This is a genomic window from Cronobacter sp. HA18003, from assembly GCF_011605905.1.
Classification (GTDB): domain Bacteria; phylum Pseudomonadota; class Gammaproteobacteria; order Enterobacterales; family Enterobacteriaceae; genus Cronobacter; species Cronobacter sakazakii.
In genome coordinates, this window is sequence record NZ_JAANQO010000011.1 from 1,766,236 (window position 1) to 1,782,705 (window position 16,470).

Consider the following 16,470-nt stretch of genomic DNA (forward strand, 5'->3'; position numbering starts at 1 on the left):
AGGCGTCATAAACCGAGCGCATACCGCAGCGCCTGGCGTTTCAGCACGCCTGAGCGCTGGGCGGCAATAAGCCCAAGATTGCGCAGCACGCGCAGCGGTTTCAGTTTCGCAGTAAACCCAGCATGGAAAAGATCCATACCGCTTTGCATCAGCAGGTTATCCGGCATACGACGACGCTGATAGCGCTTAAGCACCGCACCGGAAGCCCAGTCTTCCGCCGCATTGCGGGCATCTATCACCACTTTCAGCAGCGCGTCCACATCGCGATAACCGAGATTCACCCCCTGCCCCGCCAGCGGATGAATGGTATGCGCGGCGTCGCCAATCAGCGCGACGCCCGGTAGCACATAACGCAGCGCATGGCGACGCACCAGCGGAAACGCGCCGCAGGCGACCGGCGTCACGCGGCCAAGCCGGGCAGGAAATGCGGCGGCAATCTCTCGCCCAAGCTGTGTCATGGTCATCGCCTGAAGCTGACGAACACGTGCCGGGCGGTCATACCAGACGAGCGACGCACGGTTATCAAACAGAGGTAAAAACGCATGCGGCCCGTTCGGGGTAAAATGCTGCCAGGTGCTGTCGCCGGGCGGCTGCTCGCATTCCACGCTAATCAACAGGCATGACTGCTGATACTGCCAGGCGTTAACGCCGATACCTGCCCATTTACGTACCTGCGAGCTGGCACCGTCCGCACCGATCACCAGGCGCGCCTGTAATGTGTCGCCATTAGTGAGAGTGAGCTGATACCCGTTTTGCGACGGCGTCATCTGCGTGAGCGTCGCCGGGCACAGCAGTTGCACCGCCGGATGCGCCTCCAGCGCCTCCCACAGCGCGCGTTGCAGCACGCTGTTTTCTACCATATAGCCCAGCTCCGGCAGTTGCAGTTCATCGGCGCTGAATTCAACCCGCGCATCGTTCCACTCCCAGGTTTCGAGGCGGCGATAAGGATGCGCGCGCATCTCAAGCACCTGCTGCCAGACGCCCAGCCCGCGCAGCAGATCCACCGACGCGCAACTGATCGACGAGATCCGCACGTCCGGCGGGTTTTGCGGTGAAAACGGCGGCGGCGCGGCATGTTCCACGACGGCGACCTGAAAGCCATTTTGCGCAAGCCCAAGCGCGGCGGCGGCACCCACCATGCCCCCGCCGACAACGACGACTTCAATTGGTTGATTTGTCATGGTCATTTCATCCTTAAGCAATCTCCCTTCAGTTTACCGGATTTTTCGCCGCCTGACGTCTTTGCCTCGCCACTGGTCACGAACCCGTCAAAGCATTACAATACGCGGCCAAAATGAGTGGCTTTAACTGAGCAATGGCAAGTCAATGACAAAAAAACTCCATATTAAAACCTGGGGCTGTCAGATGAATGAGTACGATTCATCGAAGATGGCCGATCTGCTGGAAACCACGCACGGCTTTACGCTGACCGACGTGGCGGAAGAAGCAGATATTCTGCTGCTGAATACCTGCTCAATCCGCGAGAAGGCACAGGAGAAGGTTTTCCATCAGTTAGGTCGCTGGAAAACGTTAAAGGAAAAGAACCCGGATGTGATTATCGGCGTGGGCGGCTGTGTAGCGTCTCAGGAAGGTGACCATATTCGCGATCGCGCCCGCTACGTTGACATCATTTTCGGGCCTCAGACCCTGCACCGCCTGCCGGAAATGATCAACCAGGTGAAAGGCACGCGCAGCCCGGTTGTGGACATCAGCTTCCCGGAAATCGAAAAGTTCGATCGCCTGCCTGAGCCGCGCGCGGAAGGCCCGACGGCGTTCGTTTCCATCATGGAAGGCTGCAATAAATACTGCACCTACTGCGTGGTTCCGTATACCCGCGGTGAAGAAGTGAGCCGTCCGAGCGACGACATCGTGCTGGAAATCGCCCAGCTCGCCGCCCAGGGTGTGCGTGAAGTTAACCTGCTCGGCCAGAACGTAAACGCCTGGCGCGGCGAAAACTACGACGGCACTACCGGCACGTTCGCCGACCTGCTGCGTCTGGTCGCGGCGATTGACGGTATTGACCGCATCCGCTTCACCACCAGCCACCCGATTGAATTTACCGATGACATCATCGAAGTCTATCGCGACACGCCGGAGCTGGTGAGCTTCCTGCATCTGCCGGTACAGAGCGGCTCCGACCGCGTGCTGAACATGATGGGACGCACCCACACGGCGCTGGAATATAAAGCCATTATCCGCAAGCTGCGCGCCGCGCGTCCGGATATTCAGATTAGCTCCGACTTCATTGTCGGCTTCCCTGGCGAAACCCAGCAGGATTTCGAACAGACCATGAAGCTGATTGCCGAGGTGAATTTCGACATGAGCTACAGCTTTATTTTCTCCGCGCGTCCGGGTACGCCTGCCGCCGACATGGTGGATGACGTGCCGGAAGAGGAGAAAAAACAGCGTCTGTACATCCTTCAGGAGCGCATCAACCAGCAGGCGATGGCGTGGAGCCGCCGTATGCTCGGCACAACCCAGCGCATTCTGGTGGAAGGCACGTCGCGTAAGAGCATCATGGAGCTTTCCGGGCGTACCGAAAACAACCGCGTGGTGAACTTCGAGGGCTCGCCGGATATGGTGGGTAAATTCGTCGATGTGGAAATCACGGAAGTGTTCCCGAATTCGCTGCGCGGCAAGGTTATCCGCACCGAAGACGAGATGGGCCTGCGCGTGGTGGAATCGCCGGAATCGATCATCGCCCGCACCCGCAAAGAAAACGAACTCGGCGTCGGGATTTTCCAGCCATAATCCGTTCTCTCACGTATGCCGCCCCGGCGCGGCATACGCTTATTTTTACACCATCCGTGCTTGTATTCTGAAGGCGTCACCCAAATATCCGGGTTGTCGCTTGCGCCTTTTTCCCTCGCCGTGAATAATTTCTCTCAGGCCCTGAGAAAATCAGCAGGCATTTTTACTCACCTTAACTGGCCCTGAGTGACCAAGAGGACAAGTTTGAATATCGAAACTCGTGAATTTACGCTGGAACCGGCAGACAACGCTCGTCTGCTTAGCCTCTGTGGACCCTTTGATGACAACATCAAACAACTTGAACGCCGCCTCGGCATCGAAATCGCCCGTCGCGACAACCACTTTAAACTGACCGGCCGCACGATTTGCGTCAGCGCGGCGGCGGATATTCTGCGCCATCTGTACGTCGATACCGCCCCGATGCGCGGCGAAATCAAAGAGATTGAGCCGGAACAAATTCATCTGGCCATTAAAGAATTTCGCGTGCTTGAGCAGAGCGCCGAAAGCGTGCCGGAGTATGGCAAAGCGGTCAATATCAAGACCAAACGCGGCGTGATTAAACCGCGCACGCCAAACCAGGCGCAGTACATCGCGAATATTCTCGACCACGACATCACCTTCGGTATCGGCCCTGCCGGTACGGGTAAAACGTATCTTGCGGTCGCGGCCGCCGTGGACGCGCTGGAGCGCCAGGAGATTCGCCGTATTCTGCTGACCCGTCCGGCCGTGGAAGCCGGTGAAAAACTGGGCTTCCTGCCAGGCGATCTCAGCCAGAAAGTCGACCCCTACCTGCGTCCGCTCTATGACGCGCTGTTTGAGATGCTCGGCTTTGAGCGTGTGGAAAAGCTGATGGAGCGCAACGTGATTGAAGTCGCGCCGCTGGCTTACATGCGCGGCCGTACGCTTAACGACGCGTTCATTATTCTCGATGAGAGCCAGAACACCACCATCGAACAGATGAAAATGTTCCTGACCCGTATCGGCTTTAACTCCAAAGCGGTGATCACCGGCGACGTCACGCAGATTGACCTGCCGCGAAACCTGAAGTCCGGCCTGCGTCACGCCATTGAAGTGCTTTCGGAAGTCGAAGAGATCAGCTTTAACTTCTTCCACAGCGAAGACGTGGTGCGCCATCCGGTTGTCGCGCGCATCGTCACCGCCTATGAAGCGTGGGAAGAGGCTGACCAGAAACGCAAAGCCGAACAGGCCGCGGAACGTAAACGTGAAGCCCAGGCGCTGGCCGCGGGCGCGCAGGAGAGTAAATGAGTCAGGTGATCCTTGATTTGCAGGTGGCCTGCGAAGACACCACCGGTTTACCGGACGAGGCGCAGTTTCAGACATGGCTGAATGCCGTTGTGCCGCAGTTTCAGGAAGAATCAGAAGTCACGGTGCGTCTGGTGGATGAAGCGGAAAGCCATGATTTAAACCTGACTTATCGCGGTATGGACAAACCCACCAACGTGCTGTCGTTCCCGTTCGAAGCGCCGCCCGGCATCGACATGCCGTTGCTTGGCGATCTGATTATCTGTCGCCAGGTGGTCGAGCGCGAAGCGCGTGAACAGGAAAAGCCGCTGGAAGCCCACTGGGCGCATATGGTGGTGCACGGCAGTCTGCATCTTCTGGGCTATGACCATATCGAGGATGACGAAGCCGAAGAGATGGAAGGCATCGAAACCGAGATAATGCTTGCCCTGGGCTTTGACGATCCGTACATTGCCGAGAAAGCGTAATCTGTGCGGCAGCCCGCTGCCGCCAGTGATTTCTACCGCCGTGGCGTGAGTTTTCCGCCACGAGCGAGACATAAACCAACATGAGAACCCTGAATTAACGCCATGAGCGACGACAACTCACACAGTAGCGACTCACTTAACAAAAAGGGATTTTTCTCCCTCCTCTTAAGCCAGCTGTTCCACGGTGAACCCAAAAACCGTGACGAACTGCTAGAGCTTATCCGTGATTCCGAGCAGAACGAGCTTATCGACCAGGATACGCGCGACATGCTCGAAGGGGTAATGGATATCGCCGACCAGCGCGTGCGCGACATCATGATCCCCCGCTCTCAAATGGTCACCCTGAAACGCAACCAGAGCCTTGATGAATGTCTTGACGTCATTATCGAATCGGCGCATTCACGTTTCCCGGTGATCAGCGAAGACAAAGATCACATAGAAGGGATTTTGATGGCCAAGGATCTGCTGCCGTTTATGCGCAGCGATGCCGAAGCCTTCAGCATGGATAAAGTGCTGCGCCCGGCGGTTGTCGTGCCGGAAAGCAAACGGGTTGACCGGATGCTGAAAGAGTTCCGCTCACAGCGTTATCACATGGCTATCGTGATTGATGAATTCGGCGGCGTATCGGGGCTTGTGACTATCGAAGATATTCTTGAGCTCATCGTCGGCGAAATCGAAGATGAATACGACGACGAAGAAGATATCGATTTCCGTCAGCTCAGCCGCCACACCTGGACCGTGCGCGCGCTGGCGTCCATTGAAGATTTTAACGATACCTTCGGCACCCAGTTCAGCGATGAAGAAGTCGACACCATCGGCGGTCTGGTGATGCAGGCGTTCGGTCATCTGCCTGCGCGCGGAGAAACCATCGACATCGATGGTTACCAGTTTAAAGTTGCCATGGCGGACAGCCGTCGTATTATCCAGGTCCACGTCAGAATGCCGGAAAACTCGCCGCAGCCTAAACTGGAAGACTAATGGAATGGCTCTTGCCTCAATGATTGAACGCCAGCGCGTGCGTCTGCTGCTGGCGCTGCTTTTTGGTGCCAGCGGAACGCTGGCCTTTTCCCCTTACGATTTCTGGCCCGCCGCCCTTATTTCGCTGATGGGCTTACAGGGGCTTACGCTTAACCGTCGCCCGATGCAAAGCGCCTGGATTGGTTTCTTCTGGGGGCTTGGCCTGTTTGGCAGCGGCGTGAACTGGGTCTATGTCAGCATCGCCCAGTTCGGCGGCATGCCGGGGCCCGTCAACGTGGCGCTGGTCGTCCTGCTTGCCGCGTATCTGTCGCTCTATACCGGTCTTTTCGCAGGCGTCCTCTCGCGCCTGTGGCCGAAAACCAGCTGGCTGCGCCTGGCGATTGCCGCGCCGGTCGTCTGGCATCTCACCGAGTTTTTACGCGGCTGGGTGCTGACCGGCTTCCCGTGGCTGCAGTTTGGCTACAGCCAGATAGACGGCCCGCTGAAAGGCCTGGCGCCAGTGATGGGCGTTGAAGCCATCACCTTTTTACTGATGGCAGTGAGCGGCCTGCTGGTGCTGGCGATCGTGCATCGCGCCTGGAAGCCTGCCGTCTGCGCGCTCGTGTTGTTCGCGCTGCCCTTCCCGCTGCGCTATATCCAGTGGTATCAGCCGCATGCCGAACGCGCGATAAACGTCGCGCTGGTGCAGGGCAATATTCCACAGTCGATGAAATGGGATGAGCGCGAGCTGATGAACACGCTGCGGATTTACTTTAACGCCACGCGCGAGCAGCTCGGTAAAGCCGGGTTGATTATCTGGCCGGAATCCGCCATTCCCGATTTAGAGAGCAACCAGCAGCCGTTCCTGCACGATCTCGACACCGTGCTGCGCGATAACGACGCGACGCTGATTACCGGCGTGGTGGATGCGCGTCTTAACGAGAAAAACCGTTACGACACGTACAATACCATCATTACCCTCGGTGCCAGTACGCCGTACAGCTATAACTCCGCCAACCGCTACCATAAAAACCATCTGGTGCCGTTTGGCGAGTTCGTGCCGCTGGAATCGATTCTGCGCCCACTCGCGCCGTTCTTCGATCTGCCGATGTCCTCGTTCAGCCGCGGCCCGTATATGCAGCCGCAGTTACAGGCACACGGCATGAAGCTCACGGCGGCGATCTGCTACGAAATTATTCTCGGCGAACAGGTTCGTGATAACTTCCGCCCGGATACTGACTTCCTGCTGACTATCTCGAACGACGCGTGGTTTGGCCACTCTATCGGCCCGTGGCAGCACTTCCAGATGGCGCGTATGCGTGCGCTGGAGCTGGCGCGTCCGCTGCTGCGCAGCACCAATAACGGCGTCACGGCGGTCATTGACGCTAACGGTAATGTTCAGTCGATCATCCCGCAGTTCACCCGTGAGGTCTTAAACGCCTCCGTTACGCCCACCAGCGGGCTGACGCCGTATGCCCGTTTTGGCAATGCCACTATCTGGATTATCGTCGCGCTGGGCGGTTTCATCTCTGTGCTGATGAGCCTCGGCAGACTCAGACGTTCGTAAATTACCGCTCCATTTCCCCTAAAAAGGTCAGCTATGCTGGCCTTTTCCTTTTCTGGCACACCCTTTGCTTTAGTTAACCCAATGATTTAGCTGAAACGCCTAATCGGGCGGCGCAGGCGTGTTAGATGCACCAGCAGCGATCTTTTGCGGCACCACTTTAGTGCAACACCGCATTTTTGCCTCTCATTGGTGCGGCGCGCTTCGCAAAAATAAACAAATTCACAGCAAATTATTTACATCCAGCCAGGCTAAATGGTACCAACACGGTACTAACGCTGCTGGCGGGACGGCAGGATATAACAACACACATTCACAATTGGGTATCAATGGCGTTTCTGACGCCGCGATAAAGGAGTTGGATATGCAGTTACGTAAACTGACCGCAGCAATGCTGGTAATGGGTCTGAGCGCAGGTCTGGCCCATGCGGAAGACGCAAGCAGCGGTCAAAGCACGCTGGATAAAATCAAAGCGAACGGCGTTATTGTTGTCGGCCATCGCGAATCCTCAGTTCCTTTCTCCTATTACGACAACCAGCAAAAAGTGGTCGGCTATTCGCAGGATTATTCCAACGCTATCGTTGAAGCCGTGAAGAAACAGCTCAACAAGCCGGATCTGCAGGTCAAAATGATCCCGATTACCTCGCAGAACCGTATCCCGCTGCTGCAAAACGGCACCTTTGATTTCGAATGCGGCTCCACCACCAACAACCTGGAGCGCCAGAAACAGGCGGCTTTCTCTGACACCATTTTCGTCGTGGGCACCCGCCTGCTGGTGAAAAAAGGCGGCCCGATTAAAGACTTCCCGGATCTGAAAGGCAAAGCGGTCGTTGTGACTTCCGGCACGACGTCAGAAGTGCTGCTGCATAAGCTGAACGACGAGAAGAAAATGGACATGCGCATCATCAGCGCCAAAGATCACGGCGACTCCTTCCGTACCCTGGAAAGCGGCCGCGCGGTGGCGTTTATGATGGATGACGCCCTGCTGGCTGGCGAGCGCGCGAAGGCGAAGAAACCGGACAACTGGGAAATCGTCGGCACGCCGCAGTCCAAAGAAGCCTATGGCTGCATGCTGCGTAAAGGCGACGAGTCTTTCAAAAAGCTGGTAGACGAGACCATCGCCAAAGCACAGACCTCAGGCGACGCAGAGAAGTGGTTTGATAAATGGTTTAAAAACCCGATCCCACCGAAAAACCTTAACCTGAACTTTGAGCTTTCTGACGACATGAAAGCCCTGTTCAAAGAGCCTAACGATAAAGCGCTTAACTAATTACAACCATTAAGGGGCGGGTCACCCTGCCCTCATGATTGAAGAAGCAAGCCCGGACAGACTATACGTCGGTTGGCCGTTCCCCAACCGGCGCGAACAAAGAGGCTTCTCATCAATCTTAGGGGGTAGCGCTGCTACCCTTCTTTTTTTTCGGAGTACGTTATGTCTATAGACTGGAACTGGGGCATCTTTTTGCAGGATGCGCCGTTCGGCAACACCACCTATTTAGGCTGGCTATGGAGTGGCTTCCAGGTGACCGTCGCGCTGTCGATAAGCGCCTGGATAATCGCCTTCCTCGTTGGCTCCCTGTTCGGCATTCTGCGCACCGTACCGAACCGTTTTCTCTCCGGCATCGGCACCTGCTATGTCGAGCTTTTCCGTAACGTTCCGCTGATCGTCCAGTTCTTTACCTGGTATCTGGTCGTGCCGGAACTGCTGCCGGAAAATCTCGGCATGTGGTTTAAAGCGGAGCTCGATCCGAATGTGCAGTTTTTCCTCTCCTCGATGATTTGCCTCGGGCTTTTTACGGCCGCCCGCGTCTGCGAGCAGGTGCGCGCCGCTATCCAGTCGCTGCCGCGCGGCCAGAAAAACGCCGGTCTCGCGATGGGGCTGACGCTGCCGCAAACCTACCGGTATGTGCTGTTGCCGAACGCCTACCGCGTGATTGTGCCGCCAATGACCTCAGAGATGATGAACCTGGTGAAAAACTCGGCCATCGCCTCCACCATCGGTCTGGTGGATATGGCGGCGCAGGCTGGCAAACTGCTCGACTACTCCGCGCACGCCTGGGAGTCTTTTACGGCCATCACCCTCGCTTATGTCTTTATCAATGCGGTCATTATGCTGGTGATGAATCTGGTGGAACGTAAGGTTCGCCTGCCGGGCAACATGGGGAGCAAATAATGTACGAATTTGACTGGAGCTCCATCGTTCCCTCCATGCCTTATCTGCTGGCGGGCCTGGTCATTACCTTAAAAATCACCGTCACTGCCGTTATCTTCGGTATCGTCTGGGGCACGCTGCTGGCTGTGATGCGGCTTTCCGCATTTAAGCCGCTGGCCTGGTTTGCCACCGCCTACGTGAACGTGTTTCGCTCTATCCCGCTGGTCATGGTGCTGCTGTGGTTTTACCTGATTGTGCCGGGGCTGTTACAGGACGTGCTGGGGATTTCGCCGAAAACCGATATCCGTCTGATCTCCGCGATGGTGGCGTTCTCGATGTTTGAAGCCGCCTATTATTCGGAGATTATCCGCGCCGGTATTCAGAGCATATCCCGCGGCCAGTCGAGTGCCGCGCTGGCGCTCGGGATGACGCACTGGCAATCCATGAAGCTAATTATCCTGCCGCAGGCGTTTCGCGCCATGGTGCCCCTGCTGCTCACTCAGGGCATCGTGCTCTTTCAGGATACCTCGCTCGTTTATGTGCTGAGCCTTGCGGATTTCTTCCGCACCGCGTCCACCATCGGCGAGCGCGACGGCACCCAGGTGGAGATGATCCTGTTTGCAGGCGCCGTTTATTTTGTCATTAGTTTAAGCGCATCGCTGTTGGTCAGCTGGCTGAAGAAAAGGACTGTATAATGATTACCCTGAAAAACGTTTCAAAATGGTATGGTCACTTTCAGGTGCTTACCGACTGCTCCACGGCGGTGAACAAAGGCGAAGTCGTGGTGGTGTGCGGCCCTTCCGGCTCCGGCAAATCGACGCTGATTAAAACCGTCAACGGCCTTGAACCCGTTCAGCAGGGCGAAATCGTCGTCAACGGCACGAAAGTCAACGACAGAAAAACTAATCTGGCGCAGCTTCGCTCACACGTCGGCATGGTGTTCCAGCACTTCGAGCTGTTCCCGCATCTCTCTATTATCGAAAACCTGACGCTCGCGCAGGTCAAAGTGCTCAAGCGCGACAAAGCCGCCGCCCGTGAAAAAGGGCTGAAACTGCTGGAGCGCGTCGGGTTATCCGCGCACGCCAATAAATATCCGGCGCAGCTTTCCGGCGGCCAGCAGCAGCGTGTGGCGATTGCCCGCGCGCTCTGCATGGACCCGGTCGCGATGCTGTTTGACGAACCCACCTCCGCGCTCGATCCGGAAATGATCAACGAAGTGCTGGACGTGATGGTAGAGCTGGCGCAGGAAGGGATGACGATGATGGTGGTGACGCATGAGATGGGCTTTGCGCGTAAAGTGGCGCACCGCGTTATCTTTATGGATGAAGGCAAGATTGTGGAAGATTCGCCAAAAGAAGAGTTCTTCGCGAACCCGAAATCGGAACGTGCGAAAGACTTTCTCGCGAAAATCCTTCACTAAAACAGCACGACAACAGCGCGGGCTTCGGCCCGCGCGTTGTTTTATTAAGGCTCAAACGGCCGACGCTGGAACTGGTTATGGCCGCATTTCGGGCAAACCGGCAGCACTTCCGGCGTGTAAAAGGCCAGATGGTGATGGCAGTTTTCGCACACCAGGTTGCCAAGGCCCACTACCTCGCCGCTGTGATAAACACCGTGATGGTTGAGATCCTGGAACACTTCGCGCCACTCCAGCTGGGTTTTATCGGTAATATCCGCCAGCTCCTGCCAGACACTCTCTTTGATTACCCGGAAAAAGACGCTGTCTGTGAGTTCTTCCTGGCTTTCCTTATAGCTGCGGGCGAACTCTTCCAGATCGCGTCGCACCGCGCGGGTGACTTCCTCTTCTTCCGTGCGGGTAAGTTCGCCGGTGCGGGCAATATGCCGTCTTGCACTCTCCACCAGCGCATCGATATCCCGCTCCCCGTTGCGGACGCGTTCGGTGAGCGAGGCCACCAGTTCACGGTAATATTGCGCAACCTTGTTCATCGCCTTTTCCTCCTGAATGGGTAACCTCTTCTTATTGTAGACGTTAATCCCGCAGCGCTTTGTCAGCCAGCGCACAGCGCCGTGTAAAAGCCTGTATTTCCTTATTCGCGCCCCCTCCGCTGAAAGGCTGTTGTGCGGCGGTCTAATCGGCTATGCTATGCGGATCTGAAATAACACACGTTAAGGCTACATTTGTAGCTGTATTGAAAACAGGACTACTGGCTGCCATGCAAGAGCAATATCGCCCGGAAGAGATAGAATCCAAAGTACAGCTTCACTGGGAAGAGAAGCGCACATTTGAAGTGACCGAAGACGAGAGCAAAGAGAAGTATTACTGCCTGTCGATGCTTCCCTATCCTTCTGGCCGACTACACATGGGCCACGTTCGTAACTACACCATCGGCGATGTGATTGCGCGCTACCAGCGTATGCTCGGTAAAAACGTGCTCCAGCCCATCGGCTGGGACGCCTTCGGCCTGCCGGCGGAAGGTGCGGCGGTGAAAAACAACACCGCGCCGGCCCCGTGGACCTACGACAACATCAACTACATGAAGAACCAGCTCAAAATGCTGGGCTTCGGCTATGACTGGAGCCGCGAGCTGGCGACCTGTACGCCGGAATATTACCGCTGGGAACAGCAGTTCTTCACCGAGCTCTACAAAAAAGGCCTGGTGTATAAGAAAACCTCTGCGGTGAACTGGTGCCCGAACGACCAGACCGTGCTTGCCAACGAACAGGTTATCGACGGCTGCTGCTGGCGCTGCGATACCAAAGTCGAGCGTAAAGAGATCCCGCAGTGGTTTATTAAAATCACCGCCTATGCCGACGAGCTGTTAAACGATCTCGATAAGCTCGATCACTGGCCGGACACCGTTAAAACCATGCAGCGCAACTGGATTGGCCGCTCTGAAGGTGTAGAAATCACCTTTGACGTCCAGAACAGCGACGAAAAGCTGACGGTTTATACCACCCGTCCGGACACCTTTATGGGCGTCACCTATCTGGCCGTGGCGGCGGGTCATCCGCTGGCGCAGGCCGCGGCAGCCGCTAACCCGGCGCTGGGCGATTTCATTGCCGAATGCCGCAACACCAAAGTTGCTGAAGCCGATATGGCGACGATGGAGAAAAAAGGCGTCGATACGGGCCTGAAAGCGATTCACCCGCTAACCGGCGAAGCTATCCCGGTATGGGCGGCGAACTTCGTGCTGATGGAATATGGCACCGGCGCCGTCATGGCCGTTCCGGGTCACGATCAGCGCGACTATGAATTCGCGACCAAATACAGCCTGCCGATTAAGCCAGTTATCCTGACCGCAGAAGGCACCGCGCCGGATCTGAGCGAACAAGCGCTCACCGAAAAAGGCGTGCTGTTCAACTCCGGTGAGTTTGACGGTCTTGATTTTGAAGCCGCCTTTAACGCCATTGCCGACAAACTCGCCGCGAAAGGCGTGGGCGAGCGCAAAGTGAACTATCGTCTGCGCGACTGGGGGGTTTCCCGCCAGCGTTACTGGGGCGCACCAATCCCGATGGTGACCCTGGAAGACGGCACCGTTATGCCGACGCCTGCCGATCAACTGCCGGTTATCCTGCCGGAAGATGTGGTCATGGACGGCATCACCAGCCCGATTAAAGCAGACCCGGAATGGGCGAAAACCACCGTTAACGGTCAGCCTGCGCTGCGTGAAACCGACACCTTCGACACCTTCATGGAATCCTCCTGGTACTACGCGCGCTACACTTGCCCGCAGTACAAAGAAGGCATGCTGGACGAAAAAGCCGCCAACTACTGGCTGCCGGTCGATATTTATATCGGTGGCATCGAACACGCCATCATGCACCTGCTCTACTTCCGCTTCTTCCACAAGCTGATGCGTGACGCGGGCATGGTGAACTCTGACGAACCGGCGAAACAGCTGCTGTGTCAGGGAATGGTGCTGGCGGACGCGTTCTACTACGTGGGCGCGAATGGCGAACGTAACTGGGTTTCCCCGAAAGACGCCATCGTCGAGCGCGACGAGAAAGGCCGCATCGTGAAAGCGAGCGACGCCGCGGGCCATGAGCTGGTGTATACCGGCATGAGCAAAATGTCGAAGTCCAAAAACAACGGCATCGACCCGCAGGAGATGGTTGAGCGTTACGGTGCGGATACCGTGCGTCTGTTCATGATGTTCGCCTCTCCGGCGGATATGACGCTCGAATGGCAGGAGTCCGGCGTAGAAGGCGCAAACCGCTTCCTGAAACGCGTCTGGCGTCTGGTGTACGAGCACACGTCGCTCGGTGACGCGCCAGCGCTGAATGTCGATGCGCTGAACGACGATCAGAAAGCGCTGCGTCGCGACGTTCATAAAACCATCGCGAAAGTATCCGATGATATCGGCCGCCGTCAGACCTTTAACACCGCTATCGCCGCCATCATGGAACTGATGAACAAACTGGCGAAAGCGCCGCAGGAAGGCGAGCAGGATCGTGCTTTAATGCGTGAAGCGCTGCTGGCCGTGGTGCGTATGCTCAACCCGTTCACCCCGCACGTCAGCTTTACGCTCTGGCAGGAGCTGAAAGGCGAAGGCGATATCGACAACGCGCCGTGGCCGCAGGCGGACGACAGCGCGATGGTGGAAGATACGACGCTGGTCGTCGTTCAGGTCAACGGTAAAGTGCGCGGTAAAATCACCGTGGCGGCTGACGCGACCGAAGAGCAGGTGCGCGAGCGCGCCGCTCAGGAACATCTGGTGGCGAAATACCTCGCCGGCGTGACCGTGCGTAAAGTGATTTACGTACCGGGTAAACTGCTTAACCTGGTTGTGGGCTAAGCGCAGGAGGAAGCGTGCGACATCTGATTACTCTGTTTGTAGGCCTGGCGGTGATGCTCACCGCCGGTTGCGGCTGGCATCTGCGCAATACCACGCAGGTGCCGGAGCAAATGCATACATTAATCCTTAATTCCGGCGATCCGAACGGCCCACTGACGCGCGCGGTGCGTAACCAGCTGCGTCTGAACGGCGTGGAGATTGTCGAGGCGAGCTCGGTTCGTCAGGATATTCCGTCGCTGCGTATCGGCAGCTCGAGTATTTCTCAGGATACCGCCTCGGTCTTCCAGAACGGTCGTACCGCGGAGTATCAGATGGTGATGACAGTTAACGCCACCGTGCTGATCCCGGGCCATGACATCTATCCGATCAACGCCCGCGTGTATCGCTCGTTCTTTGATAACCCGCTGACGGCGCTGGCGAAGTCGGCTGAACGCAGTATCATCGTTCAGGAGATGTATGACAAAGCCGCTGAACAGTTGATCCGCAAACTGGTGGCGGTTCACGCACGCGATGAGTCGCAAACCCGCGATGCGTCGCAGGTGACCAGCGCGCCCTCCAGTGCAGCGACGCCAGACAGCGGTCGCGTTTCCACCACGCTCCCCGTTCAGTAATGCTACGGCTTTACCCTGAACAACTCCGCGCGCAGCTCAACGAAGGGCTGCGCGCGGCCTATTTAGTGCTCGGCAACGACCCGTTGCTGCTCCAGGAAAGCCAGGACGCCATTCATCAGCAGGCGCAGGCCCACGGATTTGAAGAGCATCACCGCTTTATTATTGATGTCAGCACCGACTGGCAGGCGATTTTCTCGCTCTGTCAGGCGATGAGTCTGTTCGCAAGTCGCCAGACGCTTTTACTGGCGCTGCCGGAGAACGGCCCTAACGCGGCCATTAACGAACAGCTCGCCACGCTGGTCAGCCTGCTGCATGACGATCTGCTGCTGATTGTACGCGGCAACAAACTCACGAAAGCCCAGGAAAACGCTGCCTGGATAACAGCCCTCTCCGACCGCGCCGTGCAGATAACCTGCCAGACGCCGGAGCAGGCGCAACTGCCGCGCTGGGTGGCAAACCGGGCGAAGCAGATGAATCTGCAACTCGATGACGCCGCCTGTCAGTTGCTCTGCTACTGCTACGAAGGCAACCTGCTGGCGCTTGCCCAGGCGCTGGAGCGACTGTCGCTTATCTGGCCGGATGGCAAACTGACGCTGCCGCGCGTTGAACAGGCGGTTAACGACGCCGCGCATTTTACGCCGTTCCACTGGGTTGATGCCCTGCTGGCGGGGAAAAGCAAACGCGCGCTGCATATTCTTCAGCAGTTACGGCAGGAAGGTGCCGAGCCGGTGATTCTGCTGCGCACCTTACAGCGCGAGCTGTTGACGCTGGTCACGCTCAAACGCCAGTCGGCAAACACACCGCTGCGCGCGCTCTTCGATCAACATCGCGTCTGGCAGAACCGTCGCGTGCTTATCAGCGAGGCGCTCTCGCGCCTGAGCGACGACAGGCTCTGGCAGGCGGTGCGCCTGCTGACACAGTGCGAGATCACGCTCAAACAGGATTACGGCCAGAATGTCTGGCCGGAGCTGGAAAGCCTCTCGCTGGTGCTGTGCCACAAAGCGCTGGCCGGAGTGTTTATTGATGACTGACCGCATCCCTGCACTTCAGGCCTGGTATGGCGGTACGTTCGACCCCATTCATTACGGCCATCTGCGCGCCGTAGAAGCGCTCGCCAGAGAAGTGAAACTGACGCAGGTGACGATACTGCCAAACAATGTGCCGCCGCATCGCCCGCAGCCTGGCGCCAGCAGCCTTCAGCGTAAAGCGATGGTGGAGCTGGCGATTGCCGGTCATCCGCTGTTTCGCCTGGATACCCGTGAGCTGCAGCGCGCCACGCCCTCCTGGACCAGCGAAACGATGGTGCAGTTGCGCCTTGAGGCAGGCCCGGACGCGCCGCTGGCGTTTATCATCGGCCAGGATTCTCTGCTGACGCTGCGCACATGGCATAACTACGAGGCGCTGCTGGCGTGCTGCCACCTGCTGGTCTGTCGTCGTCCTGGTTATCCGGTTGAGATGAAAACCGACGAAGATCAGCGCTGGTTAGCGCCTCGCCTCGCCCGCCATGTCGATGAGCTTCACCGCGAGCCCGCCGGGAAAATCTATCTTGCGGACACCCCGCTCTACCCGATTTCCGCGACGGACATCCGCGCGCGTCTTGCCAGCCATCAATCGTGCGACGACCTGCTGCCGCCTGCGGTACTGGCGTACATCCAGCGGCACGCGCTTTATCGTCCGGCGTAATATAAAGAAAGATAATGAACTCATACGTCCCGTGGCGCGCTTCTGCTGACGCATGCTGAACCGATTGTGGCACAGGCATTGACACAACGGGCGATACTGTTATCCTCCGCTGCCAGATATTTCCCGCCGCAAGCCGCCTTTCTGAAATTGTTTTACAAAAATGGCGATGCAAACTCTTGCCTGTGGTGGGATGATAGCCCACTTCTGAGCGCAGCCCGCCCGCATTACGCGGCGCTGTACTCGTATCGATTATCCGATGGCGCAT

At 57.2% G+C, this 16,470-nt stretch carries 15 protein-coding genes; 13 read left to right on the forward strand and 2 right to left on the reverse strand.

Features of this window, described 5'->3' with window-relative positions:
* Nucleotides 1-5 precede the first annotated feature (5 nt).
* Nucleotides 6-1,181, reverse strand: coding sequence for a 3-demethoxyubiquinol 3-hydroxylase (gene ubiF / locus G6041_RS09475; RefSeq protein ID WP_094301146.1), 1,176 nt, complete (start codon nucleotides 1,179-1,181; stop codon nucleotides 6-8).
* Nucleotides 1,182-1,326: 145 nt separating this feature from the next.
* Here ubiF and miaB point away from each other — a divergent pair, with 145 nt between their 5' ends.
* The 9 genes from miaB to G6041_RS09520 all read left to right on the forward strand — a co-directional run bounded on the left by miaB (nucleotide 1,327) and on the right by G6041_RS09520 (nucleotide 10,574).
* On the forward strand, nucleotides 1,327-2,751 hold the full coding sequence (miaB, locus tag G6041_RS09480; protein ID WP_004387188.1) for a tRNA (N6-isopentenyl adenosine(37)-C2)-methylthiotransferase MiaB: 1,425 nt from the start codon (nucleotides 1,327-1,329) through the stop codon (nucleotides 2,749-2,751).
* A gap of 204 nt (nucleotides 2,752-2,955) precedes the next feature.
* Nucleotides 2,956-4,017 (forward strand): PhoH family protein, encoded by a 1,062-nt coding sequence (locus tag G6041_RS09485; protein WP_004387189.1) that lies wholly within the window; start codon nucleotides 2,956-2,958, stop codon nucleotides 4,015-4,017.
* Nucleotides 4,014-4,481, forward strand: coding sequence for an rRNA maturation RNase YbeY (gene ybeY / locus G6041_RS09490; RefSeq protein ID WP_007900519.1), 468 nt, complete (start codon nucleotides 4,014-4,016; stop codon nucleotides 4,479-4,481). The genes G6041_RS09485 and ybeY overlap by 4 nt, the downstream gene beginning before the upstream one ends.
* A gap of 102 nt (nucleotides 4,482-4,583) precedes the next feature.
* The gene (gene corC, locus G6041_RS09495) at nucleotides 4,584-5,459 is read left to right on the forward strand and encodes a CNNM family magnesium/cobalt transport protein CorC (protein WP_004387191.1); all 876 of its coding nucleotides are present in this window, start codon (nucleotides 4,584-4,586) and stop codon (nucleotides 5,457-5,459) included.
* A gap of 4 nt (nucleotides 5,460-5,463) precedes the next feature.
* A complete protein-coding gene (gene lnt / locus G6041_RS09500) occupies nucleotides 5,464-7,005 on the forward strand; it encodes an apolipoprotein N-acyltransferase (RefSeq protein WP_012125365.1) in 1,542 nt (513 codons plus the stop codon).
* A gap of 361 nt (nucleotides 7,006-7,366) precedes the next feature.
* Nucleotides 7,367-8,272: an amino acid ABC transporter substrate-binding protein gene (locus G6041_RS09505; RefSeq protein ID WP_004387194.1), complete on the forward strand. Its 906-nt coding sequence runs from the start codon at nucleotides 7,367-7,369 to the stop codon at nucleotides 8,270-8,272.
* A gap of 162 nt (nucleotides 8,273-8,434) precedes the next feature.
* The gene (locus G6041_RS09510; protein ID WP_007781806.1) at nucleotides 8,435-9,175 is read left to right on the forward strand and encodes an amino acid ABC transporter permease; all 741 of its coding nucleotides are present in this window, start codon (nucleotides 8,435-8,437) and stop codon (nucleotides 9,173-9,175) included.
* A complete protein-coding gene (gene gltK / locus G6041_RS09515) occupies nucleotides 9,175-9,849 on the forward strand; it encodes a glutamate/aspartate ABC transporter permease GltK (protein WP_004387196.1) in 675 nt (224 codons plus the stop codon). The genes G6041_RS09510 and gltK overlap by 1 nt, the downstream gene beginning before the upstream one ends.
* Entirely contained in the window at nucleotides 9,849-10,574 is a 726-nt protein-coding gene (locus tag G6041_RS09520) for an amino acid ABC transporter ATP-binding protein (RefSeq protein ID WP_012125367.1), read from the forward strand. Before gltK ends, G6041_RS09520 begins: the two co-directional genes overlap by 1 nt.
* Before the next feature lie 44 nt (nucleotides 10,575-10,618).
* On the opposite strand, the gene G6041_RS09525 is transcribed toward G6041_RS09520, so the two are convergent.
* On the reverse strand, nucleotides 10,619-11,101 hold the full coding sequence (locus G6041_RS09525) for a zinc ribbon-containing protein (RefSeq protein ID WP_004387200.1): 483 nt from the start codon (nucleotides 11,099-11,101) through the stop codon (nucleotides 10,619-10,621).
* A gap of 227 nt (nucleotides 11,102-11,328) precedes the next feature.
* On the opposite strand from G6041_RS09525, the gene leuS reads away from it, so the two are divergent.
* Genes leuS through nadD form a run of 4 tightly spaced genes read left to right on the forward strand, consistent with a single transcriptional unit; the run spans nucleotide 11,329 to nucleotide 16,205 of the window.
* Nucleotides 11,329-13,911, forward strand: coding sequence for a leucine--tRNA ligase (gene leuS, locus G6041_RS09530; RefSeq protein WP_007848251.1), 2,583 nt, complete (start codon nucleotides 11,329-11,331; stop codon nucleotides 13,909-13,911).
* A 14-nt stretch (nucleotides 13,912-13,925) separates the two neighbouring features.
* The gene (gene lptE, locus G6041_RS09535; protein WP_041460574.1) at nucleotides 13,926-14,522 is read left to right on the forward strand and encodes an LPS assembly lipoprotein LptE; all 597 of its coding nucleotides are present in this window, start codon (nucleotides 13,926-13,928) and stop codon (nucleotides 14,520-14,522) included.
* The gene (gene holA / locus G6041_RS09540; protein WP_012125369.1) at nucleotides 14,522-15,553 is read left to right on the forward strand and encodes a DNA polymerase III subunit delta; all 1,032 of its coding nucleotides are present in this window, start codon (nucleotides 14,522-14,524) and stop codon (nucleotides 15,551-15,553) included. Before lptE ends, holA begins: the two co-directional genes overlap by 1 nt.
* Nucleotides 15,546-16,205 (forward strand): nicotinate-nucleotide adenylyltransferase, encoded by a 660-nt coding sequence (nadD, locus tag G6041_RS09545; RefSeq protein WP_012125370.1) that lies wholly within the window; start codon nucleotides 15,546-15,548, stop codon nucleotides 16,203-16,205. The genes holA and nadD overlap by 8 nt, the downstream gene beginning before the upstream one ends.
* Nucleotides 16,206-16,470 lie beyond the last annotated feature (265 nt).